Source organism: Streptomyces sp. NPDC058457 (assembly GCF_042720695.1).
Classification (GTDB): domain Bacteria; phylum Actinomycetota; class Actinomycetes; order Streptomycetales; family Streptomycetaceae; genus Streptomyces.
Genome location: NZ_JBHXLU010000139.1, coordinates 6,850 through 23,373, shown reverse-complemented (window position 1 = coordinate 23,373; position 16,524 = coordinate 6,850). Strand labels below are relative to the sequence as shown.

The 16,524-nt window shown below is 69.0% G+C and carries 16 protein-coding genes and 1 pseudogene; 5 read left to right on the top strand and 12 right to left on the bottom strand.

Annotated features, from left to right (window positions below; genetic code table 11):
* From ACFWPS_RS51305 to ACFWPS_RS51260, 10 genes and pseudogenes are all read right to left on the bottom strand, one after another.
* Positions 1-787, bottom strand: a 787-nt coding sequence (locus ACFWPS_RS51305; protein WP_383720673.1) for an IclR family transcriptional regulator, incomplete at its 3' end; no start/stop codon positions are given.
* Positions 788-1,225: 438 nt separating this feature from the next.
* Positions 1,226-1,921, bottom strand: a complete 696-nt coding sequence (locus ACFWPS_RS51300) for an SDR family NAD(P)-dependent oxidoreductase (protein WP_383720670.1) — start codon at positions 1,919-1,921, stop codon at positions 1,226-1,228.
* Between the two features lie 2 nt (positions 1,922-1,923).
* On the bottom strand, positions 1,924-2,868 hold the full coding sequence (locus ACFWPS_RS51295) for an alpha/beta fold hydrolase (RefSeq protein ID WP_383720667.1): 945 nt from the start codon (positions 2,866-2,868) through the stop codon (positions 1,924-1,926).
* Positions 2,865-3,639 (bottom strand): annotated as a pseudogene (locus ACFWPS_RS51290) (transposase). Before ACFWPS_RS51290 ends, ACFWPS_RS51295 begins: the two are co-directional and overlap by 4 nt.
* Before the next feature lie 17 nt (positions 3,640-3,656).
* Entirely contained in the window at positions 3,657-3,794 is a 138-nt protein-coding gene (locus tag ACFWPS_RS51285; RefSeq protein ID WP_383720664.1) for a hypothetical protein, read from the bottom strand.
* 180 nt (positions 3,795-3,974) lie between these two features.
* Entirely contained in the window at positions 3,975-4,271 is a 297-nt protein-coding gene (locus ACFWPS_RS51280; protein WP_383720661.1) for a hypothetical protein, read from the bottom strand.
* A gap of 182 nt (positions 4,272-4,453) precedes the next feature.
* Positions 4,454-5,077 carry a TetR/AcrR family transcriptional regulator gene (locus ACFWPS_RS51275; RefSeq protein WP_383720658.1) on the bottom strand — a complete coding sequence of 208 codons (624 nt, stop codon included), beginning with the start codon at positions 5,075-5,077 and terminating at the stop codon, positions 4,454-4,456.
* A 109-nt stretch (positions 5,078-5,186) separates the two neighbouring features.
* Positions 5,187-5,978: a maleylpyruvate isomerase family mycothiol-dependent enzyme gene (locus ACFWPS_RS51270; protein WP_383720655.1), complete on the bottom strand. Its 792-nt coding sequence runs from the start codon at positions 5,976-5,978 to the stop codon at positions 5,187-5,189.
* Between the two features lie 108 nt (positions 5,979-6,086).
* Positions 6,087-7,019: a nuclear transport factor 2 family protein gene (locus ACFWPS_RS51265; protein WP_383720653.1), complete on the bottom strand. Its 933-nt coding sequence runs from the start codon at positions 7,017-7,019 to the stop codon at positions 6,087-6,089.
* Between the two features lie 44 nt (positions 7,020-7,063).
* On the bottom strand, positions 7,064-7,957 hold the full coding sequence (locus ACFWPS_RS51260) for an MBL fold metallo-hydrolase (protein ID WP_383720650.1): 894 nt from the start codon (positions 7,955-7,957) through the stop codon (positions 7,064-7,066).
* Between the two features lie 151 nt (positions 7,958-8,108).
* Here ACFWPS_RS51260 and ACFWPS_RS51255 point away from each other — a divergent pair, with 151 nt between their 5' ends.
* Entirely contained in the window at positions 8,109-8,981 is an 873-nt protein-coding gene (locus ACFWPS_RS51255; RefSeq protein WP_383720647.1) for a LysR family transcriptional regulator, read from the top strand.
* A gap of 81 nt (positions 8,982-9,062) precedes the next feature.
* Here ACFWPS_RS51255 and ACFWPS_RS51250 read toward each other — a convergent pair whose 3' ends face one another.
* Together ACFWPS_RS51250 and ACFWPS_RS51245 are read right to left on the bottom strand one after the other, a co-directional pair.
* On the bottom strand, positions 9,063-10,643 hold the full coding sequence (locus tag ACFWPS_RS51250; RefSeq protein ID WP_383720644.1) for an MDR family MFS transporter: 1,581 nt from the start codon (positions 10,641-10,643) through the stop codon (positions 9,063-9,065).
* Between the two features lie 52 nt (positions 10,644-10,695).
* Positions 10,696-11,307: a TetR/AcrR family transcriptional regulator gene (locus ACFWPS_RS51245; RefSeq protein WP_383720642.1), complete on the bottom strand. Its 612-nt coding sequence runs from the start codon at positions 11,305-11,307 to the stop codon at positions 10,696-10,698.
* A 264-nt stretch (positions 11,308-11,571) separates the two neighbouring features.
* Between ACFWPS_RS51245 and ACFWPS_RS51240 the strand changes: the two genes are divergently transcribed.
* From ACFWPS_RS51240 to ACFWPS_RS51225, 4 genes are all read left to right on the top strand, one after another.
* Positions 11,572-13,182, top strand: a complete 1,611-nt coding sequence (locus tag ACFWPS_RS51240) for an MFS transporter (RefSeq protein ID WP_383720639.1) — start codon at positions 11,572-11,574, stop codon at positions 13,180-13,182.
* Between the two features lie 93 nt (positions 13,183-13,275).
* Entirely contained in the window at positions 13,276-14,352 is a 1,077-nt protein-coding gene (locus ACFWPS_RS51235; protein WP_383720637.1) for an Lrp/AsnC family transcriptional regulator, read from the top strand.
* 100 nt (positions 14,353-14,452) lie between these two features.
* Positions 14,453-15,013 carry a MarR family winged helix-turn-helix transcriptional regulator gene (locus ACFWPS_RS51230; protein ID WP_383720635.1) on the top strand — a complete coding sequence of 187 codons (561 nt, stop codon included), beginning with the start codon at positions 14,453-14,455 and terminating at the stop codon, positions 15,011-15,013.
* Positions 15,010-15,660: an NAD(P)-dependent oxidoreductase gene (locus ACFWPS_RS51225; RefSeq protein WP_383720632.1), complete on the top strand. Its 651-nt coding sequence runs from the start codon at positions 15,010-15,012 to the stop codon at positions 15,658-15,660. Before ACFWPS_RS51230 ends, ACFWPS_RS51225 begins: the two co-directional genes overlap by 4 nt.
* Positions 15,661-16,524 lie beyond the last annotated feature (864 nt).

The following is a 16,524-nucleotide window of genomic DNA, read 5'->3' as shown; positions in this document are numbered from 1 at the left end:
CCAGTAGATCAGTGGACACCATGGCCGTTGATCTGGAAATCGCGACAGCGGCCTGGCGCAGCGCATTGATCAGCACCTGACCGCTGCCGGCGGAGGCCGGGAACGCCACCGAGACGGCCGCGACGACACGATCGCCCACCAGTACGGGTACGGCCACGCATGCCAGACCGTCGGCGGCCTCCTCACGGTCGGCCGCGTAACCGTGTGTCCTGATTGTCTCCAGCTGGCTGCGGATCTGATCCGTGGATGCCAGCGACTTCGCGGTCCTGCGCTGCAACGGCCCGGCGAGCGCCGTCGCCGTGCTGCTGTCGCCGGAGAAGGCCAGAAGTACTTTGCCCACCGCGGTGCAGTGCGCAGGGAGCCGATCACCCACGGTCGCCGGTGTGGGCAGGCTCTTGCGACTGGGCAGTTTCTCCAGGTACACCACGTCGGCGCCACGCAATACCGCCAGGTGCAGGGTCTGGCCGGTGTAGCGGTGGAGCTCTTCCAGATGTACGAGCGCCGTTTCTCGGAGCGCGGCTTCCGGTGGCAGCGCTCCGAGGGTGAACATGCGAAGCCCGATGCGGTATCCGCCCTCGTGCTGCTCGACGGCCCCGATGTCGGAGAGCATGGCGAGCACCCGGTGCACCGTCGACTTGGGCAGGCCGCTCTGGCGTGCGATCCGGGCGAGAGTGAGAACGCGTTCCTTGTGGTTGAACGCGCTGAGGACGTCAAACGCTTTCCACAGCACGGACGGTGCCACGGCCCCGGAAGGGATGCTGCCACCCGCTGGGGACTGGTCGATCATGGGGCCTGACCTCCGCCTTGAGGCTAGAACCATCGTTCTAGCGGATGTTACGACCCCATTTCCGGCTCGCGCAATAAGCGGTGCCATTCCGCTGTCCAGGGCGGTTCACAGCACCCGTCGCCGGTGGTGGGGCCCCGAGGGACCACGTGATCATCGGGGCAGCCCTGGCGTGGCTGCGGCGTTCGCCGTGCTGTGAAGCGGCTTCGACGGGGAGTGGGCCGCAGGGAGCGGGCGTTCCACTCGCGTGCGCAACCGAGCGCTGCCCTGGACGCCGATACCCTTCGGTAGACCTGACGACTTGCACGAACTGCGGTCTCACCGCGGAGAGGACCTCGGCAGCAGCCCATGCTCCCAGGGCGATTCCGCTCCCGCGTCGCCGATCGTCAGGCGCAATCGTGTTCCGGGCCGACTGGGTCCGGCGTCGAGCCGGGCGGAGAGTCACCAGACGACAGGCCCGTCCTCGTCGTAGAAGCCACCGGTCGGGCCGTCGGCACCGATGGCGGCCATACGGACGATGATCTCGGCACCCTGCTGGACGGTTTTGACACCCGTGTTGCCGTTGAAGTCCGTCGCTGTGTAACCGGGGTCGACGGTGTTGAACCGGATGTCCGGAAACGCCTTGGCGTACTGCGAAGTGATCATGACCAGCGCGGTCTTGGAGGAGTTGTAGTCCAGCAGCAGCACCTGGAACTCGGGCCGTGCGGGGTCGTCGTGCGCCGCCGGTGACCCGAGACCACTGCCGACGTTGACGACCACGGCGTTGCTGCTCATCTGCAGGAGCGGCAGGAAGGCGTGGGTGACCCGCACCACCCCGAAGACGTTCGTGTCGTACGTGGCCTGCAGGTCGTCGGCGGTGGTCTCGCCGACCGGCTTGCGGCTTCCGACGATGCCGGCGTTGTTGACCAAGACGTCGAGGTGGCCTGCGTCCTGACGGACGTGTTCGACGGCGGCCTTGACGGAGTCCTCGTCGGTGACGTCGAGTGGGAGGAAGCGGGCGCCGATCCGCGCGGCGACCTCCGCGCCGAGGCGGGTGTCACGGTCCGTGACGAAGACGCGGTGCCCGGCCTCCGTCAGACGGCGGGCCGTCTCGAAGCCGAGACCCTTGCCGGATCCCGTGATGAGTGTGGTTGGCATGATTACTCCGGATGCGAGGATGGAGTCGAAGAGTCGGCTCGGGCCCCTGCGTGGGGTCGTTCGGCGGGGTCCCCAGGGGATGTCCGGTCGTCGAGGACGTCGCGCAGCTTCGTCGCGAAGTCGGCCAGCGTACGCGACGTGTCGTCGACGTCCAGAAACCCGCGATGATCGCTGGGCAGTGTGATCGGTACGGTGCCGAGGCGGTCGGCCAGGGCCACAGTGGCTCGGCTGGCGAAGTGGCCACCGGAACCGGCGCCCACCGCAGGCACGATGCGGGTCGATGTTGTGCGCAGTGCCTCGAAGTCGTACACGTAGGACGCGATGGAGACGAGGTTCTGGGCGAAGAGCGCATGGTCGCGGGAACCGTCGTCGTCCGGCTTCAGCCCGTACTCGGACGGGTCCGGCGCGGGCCGGTCGGGATAGTCGGCCGGAAGCGGGCCGTTCTGGCCGGTCAGCTCCAGGAACTGCGCCATGGCGGCGTTTCGCCCCGCCTGTCGATAGGTCCGGTTTATGTTCGTGCAGGCGGCCAGCACCGCGGCATGGTCCGGCAGCAGCCGGGCGGCCGGGGGCTCGTGCGCGACGAGAGTCCGGACACCCGCCGGGCGTCGGCTCACCAGAGCCAGCCCGTTGACCGCCCCGCCCCCGGTGCCGAAGACATCCACGGGGCCGTCCCCCAGCGCGGAGATCAGCCGGTCCAGGTCGTCGGCGTGCTCGGTGGGCGTCGACTCGGCGACGCCGTCGGTACGCACGCTGCGCCTGGTCCCGCGCGGGTCGTAGGTCACCACCGTACGGTCGGCGAACCGCCCGGCGAGGGGCGAGAACTCGGCGGCGCCCTGTGGTGTTCCGATGAGGAAGAGAGTCGGCTTGTCACTGGAGACGTTGCTGCGTGTCTCGTAGCACAGCGTGGCCCCCGGGACGTCGAGGGTGTGGGTCGTGCGTGTGGTCATGATCGGTGTTCCCCCTTGGTGCGGTCTCTAGCTGGGGTCTGTCTCGTTGGTCGTGAGCGGAGCCAGATGAGGAGCGCGGCGGCCGTGACGGTGCCGAGGTAGACGTATCGGCGCTTGTCATAGTGGGTGGCGACGGCTCGGAACTGCTTGATCTTGCTGATCGCTCGCTCGACTGTGTTCCTGGCCTTGTACCGGGTCTTGTCGAAGCCGGGAGGCCGGCCGCCGTCCGAACCTCTGCGCCAGCGGGCGGTTTTGGAGTCGCTCACCTCCGGAGCACGTGCCGGATACCGCGTCGTCGCAGGGAAGAACGGATCAGGCTGTTGCTGTATGCCTTATCGGCGCCGACGCTGTCCGGCAGTCGCCGTGGCCGACCCGTGCCGAGCCGGGGGACGCGGATCTTGTCCGTGACGGGCTTGAACTGTGGTGCAGCCCGCACGTTGTCCAGGCGTGAGCGCCAGGGAGAGCGGGCGGCATCTGCCGTCCTGATGTTCCAGTCGATGTCACCTGCTGCGTCGGCAACGGCCTGGACGTGCTGAAGTATCCGCTCCCAGGTGCCGTCGGCTGACCACAGCATGTGGCGTTTGCGAATGGTATGCCACGGGCCGAAGCAAACGGGCAGCTGACGCCACTGACCGCCGGTTCCCAGCCGGTGAATGATTCTGTTGATCACCTGCCGGTGGTCCCGCCACGGCCGCAGAGGGTGTTGCTCCTGGGCAGCAGAGGCTCCGGCACTGCCCACTCGTCATCGGTGAGATCCCCTCTGCTGAGCACGCCACTGCTCCCTTCTTTCAGGCGGCGTTCACGTCCGCGAGCTGGTCGGCGACGCTGAGGGGTACCCGACCCGGCAGCTCGGCGCGCGACGGATCGACTCCCGCGAAGCAGCCTTCCCGGGCGGCCTGGAAGGTGGTGAGCGTCATCCGGGCCATCGCCTCCGGGATACCGGCGGCGATCTTGTCCGCGACGCCTCATCGTCCAGCGTGACGCGCTTGACCTCACGGCCAGTGGCTGCGACGTCGTCAAACGGCACGGTCTGGCGGGCAGTTAACGTAACCGGGCCGTCGAGGGTTCGGCCGTCGGCCAGGATGACCGCTGCCGCTTCAGCGGCGTCAGCCCGGTCGGTCCAGGAGACAGCGCGGTCCACGCGACGCCCGAGCCGGCCAGGAGCTGCTCGGTGGCGGCATGGTCGCGCGCCGGGTGGAAAGGGCTGTCGGCGCCGACGCCTTGTGGCCGGTGCAGAGGATGCGCCGGGCTCCCGCTGCGACGGCGGCCTCGATGCCCACGCACTGCAGGACGACGGCATCGGCGTGCGGATCGTTGGAGGAGACCAGCAGGACCTGCTCGGCGCCATCAAGGGAGTGCTGCAGCGTGGCCGGGTCCTCGCAGAAACCCTGGCGTACCCGCACGCCGCGGTCGGCGAGATGCTAAGCCTTGGCGACATCACGAACGCTGATGCCGATCTGTTCGGTAGGCACGCGCTTGAGGACCTGTTCGACGGTGCGCCGTTCAGGGCCCCGGTCGCCCCGGTGACGACAACCATGGAGTCTTCCTTTCGTTTCCGCGGCGCGCCGGGCGCATGCGGCTGGTGTCAGCGGCTGCGCAGGAGCGGCAGGAGGATGTCGTCGACGAGGTGCTCGATGAACGGTTCATCGCACGGCTCACCGGCGATCACCATGCGGTGGACGATCAAGGCCGGGGCGACCTCGGCGAAGAGCTCGGCAGCCCGGGGCGTCAGCTGTTCTCCGTGTCGGATGGCCTTGCGCAGCGGCTCGTCGGTCATCGCCGCCGCGTCCCGACGCAGAGTGCGCCGCATCTCCTCCGCGAGCCGCGCGTCGCTGCGCATACCGGCGAACAACGCCCCGAGCAGGCCGATCTCCTGCTCGGCGATCTGCCGGCCCAGCCAGGTGACGAGCCCGAGAAGGTCTCCTCGGAGATCATCTGCGGCAGGCTCGGGAGGCGTGTGATGCGAGCGGTGCTCGACCGCGGCCGCGACCAGCGCGGCCTTGTCGCGGTAGCGCCGGTAGATCGTCGTCTTCGCCACTCCGGAACGACTCGCAACCGCCTCAATGGACAGCTGCTCATAGCCCACCTCGGTCAGCAGCGCCAGCGTCGCGTCAAGAATGGCGAGGTCACGACTGGTGTCACGGGGGCGCCCCAGAACGGACGGACGAGCCGTGCCGCCACTTCGCGCGCCACTCGGTGCGCCTGCCACGCCTACTCCCACTTTCGCTACGCTACGGTTTCGTATCGGAAATGACCCGGAATGCAGTCCCCCGGCACTCCAGCTCGACTCCGTGGCTGCGTTGATCGACGAGACAGCCCTAGTAACCGGGGAAGACCCGGCGGAGCAGTTCGAGGTCAGCGTCGCCCTTCGCGATCACGCTGTCCGGGGTGTACCGGTCGGTGAGCCTGCCCGCGACCAGTCGCAGCCAGGCCTCGGCGGGGAGCCGGAGCGTGCCCTCGGACTGCTCGGGCAGATCGAACTCCACGCTGATGGGCGCCTGCAACCGAAGCACGAACACGGAGCCGGGGTCGGAGGTGGTGACGTGGATTACGGCGGTGCGGCCTTCCAGCGCGTCGGCCCTGCCCACCCAGGCGAGCATGTCCGGCTTCGCGTGCAGCAGGGCCGCGGCGGCGTCCGGGGGGAGCGCGGCGTGCTGATCGAAGGCGACCGCCACGTCCCACGCGTGCAGGGCGAACTCGCTGAGGCGCAGCCGCGCCGAGGTGGCCACGTCGACCGGTTCGGGCAGGAAGCCCATGTCGATGCTGAGCTTGTCGCACGTGGTGGCGTCCAGGGACTCGTAGAGCGCGACGAGGGTCTCGTTCGCCCGGAGGAAACCGTCCACGCGTTCCCGCCGGGTCATGGCGTTCCACCTGTCCCAGATGCCCTGGTTGAGATCGGCGGCGGGGTAGTCGGAATCGTCGACGGCGGCCCGGAGGCGAGCCTCGAAGATCTCTGCGCCACTGCCCAGATGGCTGAGCACCTGGGAGACGTCCCAATCGGCCGCGCCCGACGGGCGGGCGAGGTCGTCGTCGCTGAACCCTGACACAGACTCGGCCAGTGAATTGTGCCCGTTGCGCAGTACGGCGATGACCGCGTCGGCGTTGCCCATAGCTGCTCCCGTGAATGATCTGTTGGTCGGGAAGTTGACGTTGGCAAGGGCTCGGTGGGCAGGCACCGCACTGCGGGTCCTGCCCACAAAACCAGAACACGTTTGTAGTCAGAACATCGTGTTGTTGTTCTGAGAAGTGGCCGGCACGTCCTGGAAGTCGTCCCAGTGCTCGATGATCTTCCCGTCCCGTACCCGGAATATCTCCGCGACGGCCTGGCCGAGTGCCCCGGGCGTGTCGATGAGGTGCGCGTGCACCGCCACGAGGTCGCCCTCGGCGACGACGCGCTTCAGATCGAACGTCAGGTTCGGGAACTGCTGGAAGTGGTCGGCGTAGACGGCCTTGGTGGCCTGCGCGCCGTTGGGCAAGTTCGGGTTGTGCTGGATGACGGCGGGTGCCAGGAGGTCGTCAAGGACGGACAGGTCCTGGCGTGCCAGCCGGTTGACGTACTCCAGGACGACTCGCTTGCTGCGGGCCGTCAGCCGCTCCGGTCCCGGCTCGTCGGTGCGCGGGCTGCTGAGGGTGGCGAACATGTCGTGGCCGTTGACCGACGAGGTCGAGGGCACGTCCTGGATGACGTCCCAGTGTTCGGCGATCTTCCCGTGTTCGAAGCGCACGATGTCGATGACGTTTCGGCCGGGGGTGCCCGGCACGAAGACCTGGTGGGTGTGAAGGACCACGAGATCGCCCTCGGCCAGTACGCGGACGATGTTGAACTTCTCGTCGGGGAACTGCTGGTGCACGGCGGTGGCGATGGCCTTGAGCACCTCGGGGCCGTCGGCGGCCAGCGGGTTGTGCTGGATGTAGGTGGGGCTGACGAACTCGTCCACCAGCGAGGTGTCGCCGTCCTGCCACAGCGCTTTCTGTAGACGTACCGAGACGCGCTTCTGGTACTCCAGCTCGGCGCATTCCCCTTCTCCGGCACGGGGACGGGGGAGTGCGCCGGGCCGCGCGGCGGCGGGCAGGGCGCCGACGCCCACGAAGGCGGCTGCCGCGAGCGCGGTGGTGACGGCTCGGCGGCGGGTGATGGGGGTTCTCGGCACGGGGGTGCCCTCCTGAGTGTCGTGGGTTGGGAGTTGTGCTGGTATCAGTGGGCGTGCTCGGCGCACAGGCAGCCGACGCCCTTCTCGATCCATTCCTGGCCGATCCACTCCGGATGACGCTGGAGCATCAGCGCGGTGACCTCCTCGACGATCGTCTCCTCGCTCACCGCGGAGTCCCGCCGCCGCCAGGTCTCGTCGCGCAGCAGCCGGAGGTAGTCCCGGACGTCGGCGAGCAGTTGGGGGCCGCCGACGCCGCCGTGCCCGGGTACGACCACCTCGGGCTGTTCGGCGAGTAGCCCCTCCATCACCGTGATCCAGCGGGTGCCCGACACATCGGTGTCGTACGGCGGGAACCAGGGGAAGATCGAGAACTGGCCGGCCTCCACCAGGTCGCCGGTGAACATCACCCCCGCGTCCGGGACCGTGATCACCTGGTCGCCCAGGGTGTGGGCCCGGCCGGTGGCCCGCAGCTGCACCACCCGGCCGCCGAGGTCGAGGACATGGGTGTGGTCGTAGACGAGGTCCGGCGCGACCAGCTCGACGCCCTCCAGCTGCTCGGCGATGGGCCCGCCGAACCCGCGGAACATGTCGAGGTACCCGGCCCCCTTCGTGGACAGGTCCTTGGCCTGTGCCCGGTTCATCAGGTACTCCGCCTCCCCGGCGAAAACCTGGGCGCCGAAGGCGTGTTCGGGATGGAAGTGAGTGGTCGTCAGGAAGAGCCTGCGTCCGCGGGCGTACTCCCTCGCGAACCGGAGCAGGGCCTCGCCGTTGCGCGGGCCCATGCCGGTCTCGACCACCAGCACGGAGTGAGTCCCCCCGATGACGCCGATGTTGGCGGCCAACTCGCCCGGCAGCTGAGGGATCACCATCAGGTCCCGTGCGAGTTCCCGCGGCCGTATGGCGTGCAGAGCGGACTCGGGTGCCGGGTGTTCGGTCATGAAAAGGTTCCTTCGATGTCCTTGGCTGTGGGGAAAGACGCCGCCGGGCCGTGGCCCGGCGGAGGGTCTGCAGTCCACCTCACCGCGCCCTGATCGGGGTGTCCAACACCGATTGCGCAAATCCCATGCCGTGCCGGTATCGTTGCTGGTGATGGACCTACGCTCGCTGCGCTATTTCGTCGCCGTCGCCGAGGAACGCCACTTCGGGCACGCCGCGCTGCGCCTGCACATGACCCAGGCACCGCTGAGCCGGGCGATCAAGCAGCTGGAGTCCGACCTCGGTGCCGTCCTGCTGCAGCGGTCGGCCACGGGCGTGTCCCTCACCGCTGCGGGCAGTGCCCTGTACGACGAGGCGCGGACGCTGCTGGAGCAGGCCGAGCACGCACGTGCCCGGGTCGCCGCGGCTTCCGGTACCGCCACCCTGACCATCGGCACCCTCGCCGACAGCGCGGACGAGGCCGGGGCCGGCCTCGTCGAGGCGTTCAGAAAGCTGCACCCCGATGTCGGCGTGCGGGTCCGCGAGGCGGACCTCACCGATCCCACCACGGGGCTGCGCGGCGGGCTGGTCGACGTGGCCCTCACCCGATTGCCGTTCGACGACACGGGAATCAGCGTCCATGTACTGCGCTCCGACCCTGTCGGAGCGGTACTGCGCACCGACGACCCGCTGGCCGGGCGGGACAGCCTGGGCGTCGCCGACCTCGCCGGCCGCAGGTGGTTCCGGCTTCCCGACGACAGCGACCCCGTCTGGCGCGCGTACTGGAGCGCCGCCAGCGGAGAGCTGCGGGAGGGCCCGGTGGTGCGCACGGTCCACGAGTGCGTCCAGGCCGTCCTGTGGAACGGCACGATCGGGCTGATGCCGATCGGGCACGCACTGCCGGCTGGGCTCGTCTGCGTTCCCGTGACCGACATGCCCCGCAGCCGTCTTGTTGTCGCGTGGAGCACCGCGAACGGCGACCCGCTGATCCGTTCCTTCAGCGATATCGCCGCCAGGTTCTACGGTTCGGCGTCCGGCGCGGACTGAGGCCGGACAAGGGACCGCCCCCTCGCGTGCCGGGTGAATGACGGACGGGAGGGGGCGGCCGGATGCCGGGTGTGTGTCGGCCTATGAAGCGACGGCCACCCCGACACCTGTCTCGGTCTCCGTCTCGGAGTTGGTGTTGGAGAGAGGCTTCTCCGGCAGCAGGAAGGCCAGCACCACACCCACGGCGAACAGCGGCACCAGGTATCCGAAGACCGGGGTCAGCGCGTGCTGATAGGAGCTGACCACGGCGTCCTGGATCCTGTCCGGCAGCGAGTGCACCAGGGCCGGGGTGAGGGAGTTGGTGTCGCCCGTGGCCTTGAGGGCACCGCCGGGCAGGCGGTCCGTCAGCTGGTCGGTGAGCCGGTGCGTGAAGATGGCGCCGACGGCCGCCGTGCCCAGCGTGGCTCCGATCTCCCGGAAGAAGTTGTTCGCGGAGGTGGCGGTTCCGACCTCGCTGGCCGGGAAGGCGTTCTGCACGGCCAGGACGAGGTTCTGCATGAGCAGCCCGCAGCCGGCCCCGAGCAGGAACACGTATCCGAGGATCAGGGCGATCGGGGTGTCGATGTCGAGGGTGAGGGACATCAACAGGGCGGTGACACCGATCAGGACGGCGCCGATGATCGGGTAGACCTTGTAGCGCCCCGTCTTGCTGATCAGCTGGCCGGACGGGACGGCCGTCGCCATGATGCCCACGACCATGGGCAGCAGCAGCAGGCCGGACTCCGTCGCGCTCACGCCGTACACCATCTGCAGGTAGGTCGGCAGGTAGCCGATCACCGCGAACATGCCGATGCCCACCATGATCATGCTGATCAGCGTGGCGATGTTGAAGATCGGGCTGCGGAACAGTCGCAGCGGGATGACCGGCTCCGCCGAGCGGCGCTGCGAGAGGAAGAAAAGCGTCCACACGACGACGGTGCCCGCACCCAGACCGAGGATCACCGGGTCCGTCCAGCCGTAGTCCGTGCCTCCCCAGTCCGCCACCAGCACGGTGCCGGTGACGGACGCGGCCATCAGGGCGATGCCCACGTAGTCGATGGTGACCTTGCCGGATCGGCGCGGCAGGCGCAGCGCGTAGGCGCACACGCCGAGGGCGATGACGCCGATCGGGAGGTTGATCCAGAAGCACCAGCGCCAGTTCGCATGGTCGGTGAAGAAGCCGCCGAGCAGCGGCCCGACCACCGCGGACAGGCCGAAGACGGCTCCGATGGGAGCCATGTACTTCGCGCGCTGCCGGGGCGGCACGAGGTCGGCGATGATCGCCTGCGAGGTGATCATCAGACCGCCTCCGCCCAGGCCCTGGACCGCGCGGCCGATGATCAGAGTGGTCATGTTGGGCGCGGCACCGGCGATCACGGAGCCCGCGATGAAGATGCCGATGCCGCTGAGGAAGAGGGCCTTGCGGCCGATCAGGTCGCCGAACCGGCCGTACACGGGCATGCCGATCGTGGCGGCGAGGATGTACGCGGTGGTCACCCACGCCATGTGGCTGACGCCGTGCAACTCGCCGACGATCGTGGGCAGCGCGGTCGCGACGATCGTCTGGTCGAGAGAGGACAGCAGCATCGCTGCCATCAGGCCGGCGAATATCAGGGCGAAGTGCGGAGGCAGGCCGGAGGAGTCGCTCTCCTCAGCCTCCTCGGCCGGGATGGTGTCGGTCACGGGTCACTCCCAAGATGTGCGGCGGGACGCGTTGCCGGGTCCCGGGGAATGGTCAGGGGGCGAGAAGGCCACGGAGTACGGCGAGGACGCGCTCGATGTACGGGATCGGGCTGTCGTGTTCGTCCGTGGGATCGGTCGATGCCCAGCTCTCCATGCCGGTCTTGACGGCGGTCATGGCCAAGGCGGCCATCAGGCGGGGCAACTCGTCCTGCGGGTCCTGCCGGATGCGGGCCGCCACCATCGCCGCCAGGGTCCGCTCGAACGCCTGGAAGCGGGCGAGCAGCGCCGCGAGGACGGGTGGATGCTCGGCGGCCGCCTCGAACGTGGCCTGGAACTCGTCGCGCCGCGGCGGGTGTTCGACCATGCCCTTCAGGAGGAACCGGGTCAGGTCCGTCAGCACCTCGCGGGGTTCCGCCGGACCGGCGCCCGTGAAGGCGTCGATGTACTCCTGCGACGGTTGGGGCGGCTCCTGGATGACCGCCGCTTCCTTGCTGGGGAAGTAGTTGAAGAAGGTACGCGGGGAGACGCCGGCCTCTTCGCTGATCATCTCGGTGGTGATCTTGTCGAAGCCGTGTTCCTTGGCCAGTCGCAGAGTGGCGGCGTGAATCTCCCGACGTGTCTCACGGCGCCTGCGCGCACGCAGGCTTTCGGTGGGGCGAGCCATGAGAGAGATTCTTGCACACTCTGCAAAATATTCTGAACCTGCATTTGGTGCGATGAGTGCACCATATGGCGACGTGGGCCACACGACGGCAGACCCGCGCGACCGGTAGTGGTCTGGCCCGCTGTCGGAAATCTGCGTCGCCCCCGGGCCGGACATCGATTTTCCGCGTTCTGCCCGCTGTGGCTGGCCTGCTGACGCGGGGGAGACGGAGGCTTTCTCCGGTTGCTGTCGATTTGGCGCACGACGTCATGGAGGGGAATTCTCGTGAACGGCACGACAACGGCTGGGGCACCTCGGGAGGGGCGGACGGTCACGCTCGTCATGGCCTGTCTCGGTGTGTTCATCGCCTACCTGCCGGTGACCACCGTCTCGGTGAGCCTGCCGGCCATCCAGCGGGCGCTGCACGCGTCCACGTCCCAACTGGCCTGGGTGACGGACGCGTTCGTCCTGTCCATGGCCGCACTGATTCTGACCGCCGGGGTGTTCGGCGACGTGCACGGCCGCAAGAAGGTCTATCTCACGGGTCTGGCGATGGCCGGAGGAGGGGCGGCCATCGCCCTGAGCGCGCAGTCCGTCGAGGTCCTGTGGGTGGGACAGGCGGTCGCCGGACTCGGGGCGGCGGCACTCCTGCCGACCACGCTGGCGTTGATCAGCCATGCCGTCCCCGACCACCGCGAGCGCGGCAAGTTCATCGGTCTGTGGGCGACCGCCCTGATGGCGGCCCTCAACCTGGGCCCGCTCCTGTCCGGCGTGATCCTCGAACACTTCGCCTGGCGCTGGATCTACCTGTTGCCCGTCCCTGCCTCGCTGATCGCCCTCGTGATCGCCGCGCGTCTGGTGCCCGACTCCCGTGCCCCGGGCTCGCGACGCCTGGACTGGCCGGGTCAGCTCACCGGCATGGTGGCCATCACCGCGCTCGTCTACGGCGTCATCGAGGGCGGCGCCGACTCGTTCACCGACGTCAAGGTCCTGGTGGCGCTGTCGTTGGCGGTGATCGCCGGTGCCGCCTTCGTCCTCGTGGAGCGACGCAGCAGCAGCCCGATGCTGGACCTCACGCTGTTCCGTAGTCCGGCGTTCACCGCGACCACCCTGGTCGCCATGATCACCTTTCTGGGGATGATCGGATTCTTCTTCGTCCTGAGCCTGTTCTTCGGCATGGTGCAGCAACTCGACACCCTGGAAGCGGGCTACCGGCTCTTCATGATCACCTTCGGGGCGATCCTGGCGGGCATGCCGGCCGGGAAGCTGATGCACAGGTTCTCGCCGCGGACCCTGATCACCGCCGGCCTGCTCCTCGTCTCGGCCTCGCTGCTGTCCCTGATCGGCATCGACGCCGACGTCTCCTTCGCCTCCCTCGCCTGGCGGCTGTTCCTGCTGGGGGTCGGCCTCGGCACCGTCATCACGCCCATGACGGCCACCGCGGTCGCCGCCGTGCCGCACCACCAGGCGGGCATGGCGTCGGCGGGCAACAACGCCTTCCGGCAGGTCGGCGGCGCACTCGGACCGGCGGTGCTGGGCACCCTGCTGACCACCAGGGCGACCAGTTCTCTGCCCGGCCACCTCACCGACGCCGGACTCCCCAGCGCGACAGTGCACCAGGTCACCGCCGCCGTGGACGTCGGCGGCCTGGGTGCCGTCGCCCGCATGGACCTGGGCGCGAACGCTGGGCGGGCCCTCGGCGCACTGTCCGACGCGTTCCTCGACGGCCTGCGGCTGTGCATCGGCGTGTCCGCCGGCTTGGTGCTCTTCGCCGCCCTGGTCGGTGTCGTCCTGCTGCGTCCGCGGTCGGCCACGACATCTCCCGGCGGATCGAACGCTCCGTCCCAGGTCGCCGGGGGAGCGGAGTCCGGAAAGCTGCCCGATCCGGTCCGGTAGGGCACGGACGGGACGGCCTGCTCAGGCGCTTCAGGAGGAGTCGCCCCGGCCGCTCGCAGACCACATCCCGCTGCGACCCTGAGAGCCTGTGTCATGTCGCCGGTCGGTATCGCGGCGTTCGGTGTCATGCGCACGGGATCGGCCCCCTTCGTCCGGGCCGGCGCGCGCATCGACACCGGGCCGAACAGAGACCACTTGGAGTACGGCGTGCTCGACTCGCTCGACCTGAAATTGCTGCATGCACTGCAACTGGACGGCAGGGCGCCCTTCAACCGCATCGCGGAGGCGCTGGGCGTGTCCGACCACACCGTCGCGCGCCGCTTCCGGCGGCTGCGCGACACCGTGCGCCTGCGGGTGCTCGGTATCACGGACGGCAGCAGGCTCGGCCGTGACACCTGGATCGTCCGGCTGCGCTGCACCCCCGACATCGCACCGCAGTTGGCGGACGCGCTCGCCCGGCGTCCGGACACCGCCTACCTCGGCCTGGTCTCCGGCGGTACGGAGGTGATGTGCGGAATGAAGCCGCGCAGTCGGCAGGAGCGCGACGAACTGCTCTTCGGACGACTCCCGCGCTCACCGAGCGTCATCTCGGTCAGCGCCCACTGCGTGCTGCGTCACTTCTACGGCGGTCCGCTCAGCCTGCCGAGCAAGATCGACGCTCTCGGGCCCGAAGAGGCGGCGGCGTTGCGGCCGTCCTCCGTGGACAGTGTCGGAACATCCGTCACGCTGGACCAGGCCGACGAGACGCTCCTGGCCGTACTCCGACGCGACGGACGCGCTCCGCTCACCGAGCTCCAGGCGGCCACGGGCCTGTCGGAGGGAGTGGTGAGGCGACGCCTCGACCGCCTTCGCTCCACCGGCGTCCTCTACATGGACGTCCAGTTCGATCACGAACCGCTCGGCCGAACGGTGGAGGCGATGCTCTGGCTCACGGTGGCGCCCGCCGCGCTCGCCGCCGTCGGCAGCGCGCTCGCGGCACATCGGGAGGTGCGCTTCGCCGCGGCCACCACCGGTCAGGCCAATGTCGTGGCGGCGACCCTGCACCGTGACACCGCCGAGCTGTACGCCTATCTCAGCGACCGGATCGGGGCGCTCAAGGGCGTCCAGTCCATCGAGACCGTGCTCGTCCTGCGACAGGTCAAGGAGCACACGTATGAGCCGAACCGCTGACAAGTCATCGATTCAATTGCCTAGAAGATGAGGGTTTTGTCCGTCTAGGCAAGGTTTGTAGTGTGATAGAAAATCGAAGGTCTGCTGTATGGTCAGTCTTATGAGTGATGGTGCTGCGGATCGCGGTTCGCTGGTGAACGACGAGGGTGTCGTGCTTTTCGGCGACATCCTGCGGCTGGTGAACACCGTCGGCGACCGGGCGGCCCGCGTGATGCGCGCCGCCGCCGGGCTCTCCGGTGCGGAGTTCGAGGTGCTGCTGCGGCTCGCCCGCCATCCGGAGAACCGCACCACGAACGCACGCCTGGCGCAGGAACTGTCCGTCGACTCCGGCGGGTTGACCCGCCTGATCGCCAAGATGGAGGCGGCGGGGCTGGTGACCCGGCATCCGCATCCTGACGACCGGCGGGCGATCCTGCTGGAGCCGACCGCCCACGGCCGGGATCTGCTGAATCGCGCACTTGAGGCCCATGTTCCGCAGGTCACCGCGGATCTGCTGGAGCCGCTCACCAGGGTCGAGCGGCTCATCCTGCGCGAGCTGGTCAGCAAGGTGCTGGCGAGCACGGCCCAGGGCCGGCAGCAGACAGCGCCGGGGCCCTGCACGGCCCAAGCGGCGCCCCAGGACTCATCCCATGTAAAAGAGACGAACGGAGACACCCCGTGAAGATCCTCCTGATCGGCGCCACCGGCATGGTCGGCTCGCGCATCGCCGCGGAAGCGCTGGCCCGCGGGCACGAGGTGACCGCGGCAACCCGCTCGGGTCGTCCCGACGCCCTGCCGGAGAACCCCGCGCTGACCACGGTGCCCCTCGACGCCTCTGACCCCGCCCAGGTGGCCAAGGGTGCCGCCGGTCACGACGCGGTGGTCTCGGCGATCTCCCCGCCCCGTGACGGTTCGGACCCGACGGCGTCGCTGCTGGCGACGTACCGCTCTCTGATCGAGGGGCTTCGTACGGCGGACGTAGGACGCTTCCTGATCGTCGGAGGGGCGGGCAGTCTCCAGACCCCCTCGGGTTTGGACAGGGTGGACACCCCGGACTTCCCCGACATCTACAAGCCCGAGTCGAGTGCCCTCCGCGAGGTCCTGCGCCTGTTCCGTGGTGAAGTGACCGACCTCGACTGGACCTTCGTCTCCCCGGCGGACGAGATAGGCCCCGGCGAGCGCACGGCTCTGTTCCGGCTCGGCGGTGACCAGATGCTGTACGCCCCTGACGGCAGCAGCACCATCAGCGCCGAGGACTTCGCGGTGGCGCTGGTCGACGAGCTGGAGAAGGGCGACGCGATCCGTCGCCGGATCACCGTGGCCTACTGACGGCTGCGCAGGGCGCGGGTTCGGGCGTCGCCGAGTGGGTGGTCAGGACCGCGACGTGCGTGAGCTGGTCGGCTCTGGTCGGCGCCCCATGAGGGCCAGGTGCCCGGTGACGGTGACAGCCTCCGGTCGGACCGCCGGTCGTCCCGTACGGGCAGTTCGGCGAGATCGGGTGAGCCGAACCGGCGCACTGTCCGCGTTCCTCGCGGCGGACGGTGCGCCGAGCAGGGTCGCGAGACCAAGGCTATGGGTGTCGTACGCACCGTCCGGAGGCGCCAGCCCTCAGTTTGTGTGCTGACCGCCCAGGCGTCCAGGGCGCTGCGTTCGCCGGGCACAACCGACAGGTTCCCCGGGGGGACTGCTCATACGGTCGGTGGAGTTCCCGTGCGCGGGCGGCGGGCGGGTGTCGTCGGGACGCACATGCCGGCCACGACACCTCGGGGATCTCCTGCGCGGTACCGACATGCGGACCGACCGCGTTGTGGCCTCAGTGTGTCCGCTCCTGCCTTCGGCACCAGGAATTCGCATAGCGTCTCCGGGGCGGAGCATGGCGGATATTCGCGGAATCCGTCCTGGGAACGCAGGTCGGTCAGTCCCCTGATGGGTCCGACGACGGACGGCACATCGACGTGGGCGAACGGCCGTACCGTCGGCCGGAATGAGCCTTGGACCGGGCAGCGGCTCCTGACGGCATGGACATGGACCCGAGAACCGGATCGCCTGGTCATGAGGGCCGGCCATGGCACGCAGAGCGGCCGGGGCGTGCGCCCGACGGCCTGCGCGCGCCCAGCAGGGGGGGAAAAAACAGCGCCCCCAGAGCGCGGGAGGAAAAGCACGGCCAGGCGACAACCCGCGGAGGAGTAAAAA

Excerpts from the sequence above, each read along its gene's own strand:
- ACFWPS_RS51260 (WP_383720650.1), bottom strand. The coding sequence starts at position 7,957 with ATGACCGAACACCCGGCACCCGAGTCCGCTCTGCACGCCATACGGCCG.
- ACFWPS_RS51235 (WP_383720637.1), top strand. The coding sequence starts at position 13,276 with ATGTCGCCGGTCGGTATCGCGGCGTTCGGTGTCATGCGCACGGGATCG.
- ACFWPS_RS51245 (WP_383720642.1), bottom strand. The coding sequence starts at position 11,307 with ATGGCTCGCCCCACCGAAAGCCTGCGTGCGCGCAGGCGCCGTGAGACA.
- ACFWPS_RS51230 (WP_383720635.1), top strand. The coding sequence starts at position 14,453 with ATGAGTGATGGTGCTGCGGATCGCGGTTCGCTGGTGAACGACGAGGGT.
- ACFWPS_RS51270 (WP_383720655.1), bottom strand. The coding sequence starts at position 5,978 with ATGGGCAACGCCGACGCGGTCATCGCCGTACTGCGCAACGGGCACAAT.
- ACFWPS_RS51255 (WP_383720647.1), top strand. The coding sequence starts at position 8,109 with ATGGACCTACGCTCGCTGCGCTATTTCGTCGCCGTCGCCGAGGAACGC.
- ACFWPS_RS51300 (WP_383720670.1), bottom strand. The coding sequence starts at position 1,921 with ATGCCAACCACACTCATCACGGGATCCGGCAAGGGTCTCGGCTTCGAG.
- ACFWPS_RS51285 (WP_383720664.1), bottom strand. The coding sequence starts at position 3,794 with ATGGCCCGGATGACGCTCACCACCTTCCAGGCCGCCCGGGAAGGCTGC.
- ACFWPS_RS51295 (WP_383720667.1), bottom strand. The coding sequence starts at position 2,868 with ATGACCACACGCACGACCCACACCCTCGACGTCCCGGGGGCCACGCTG.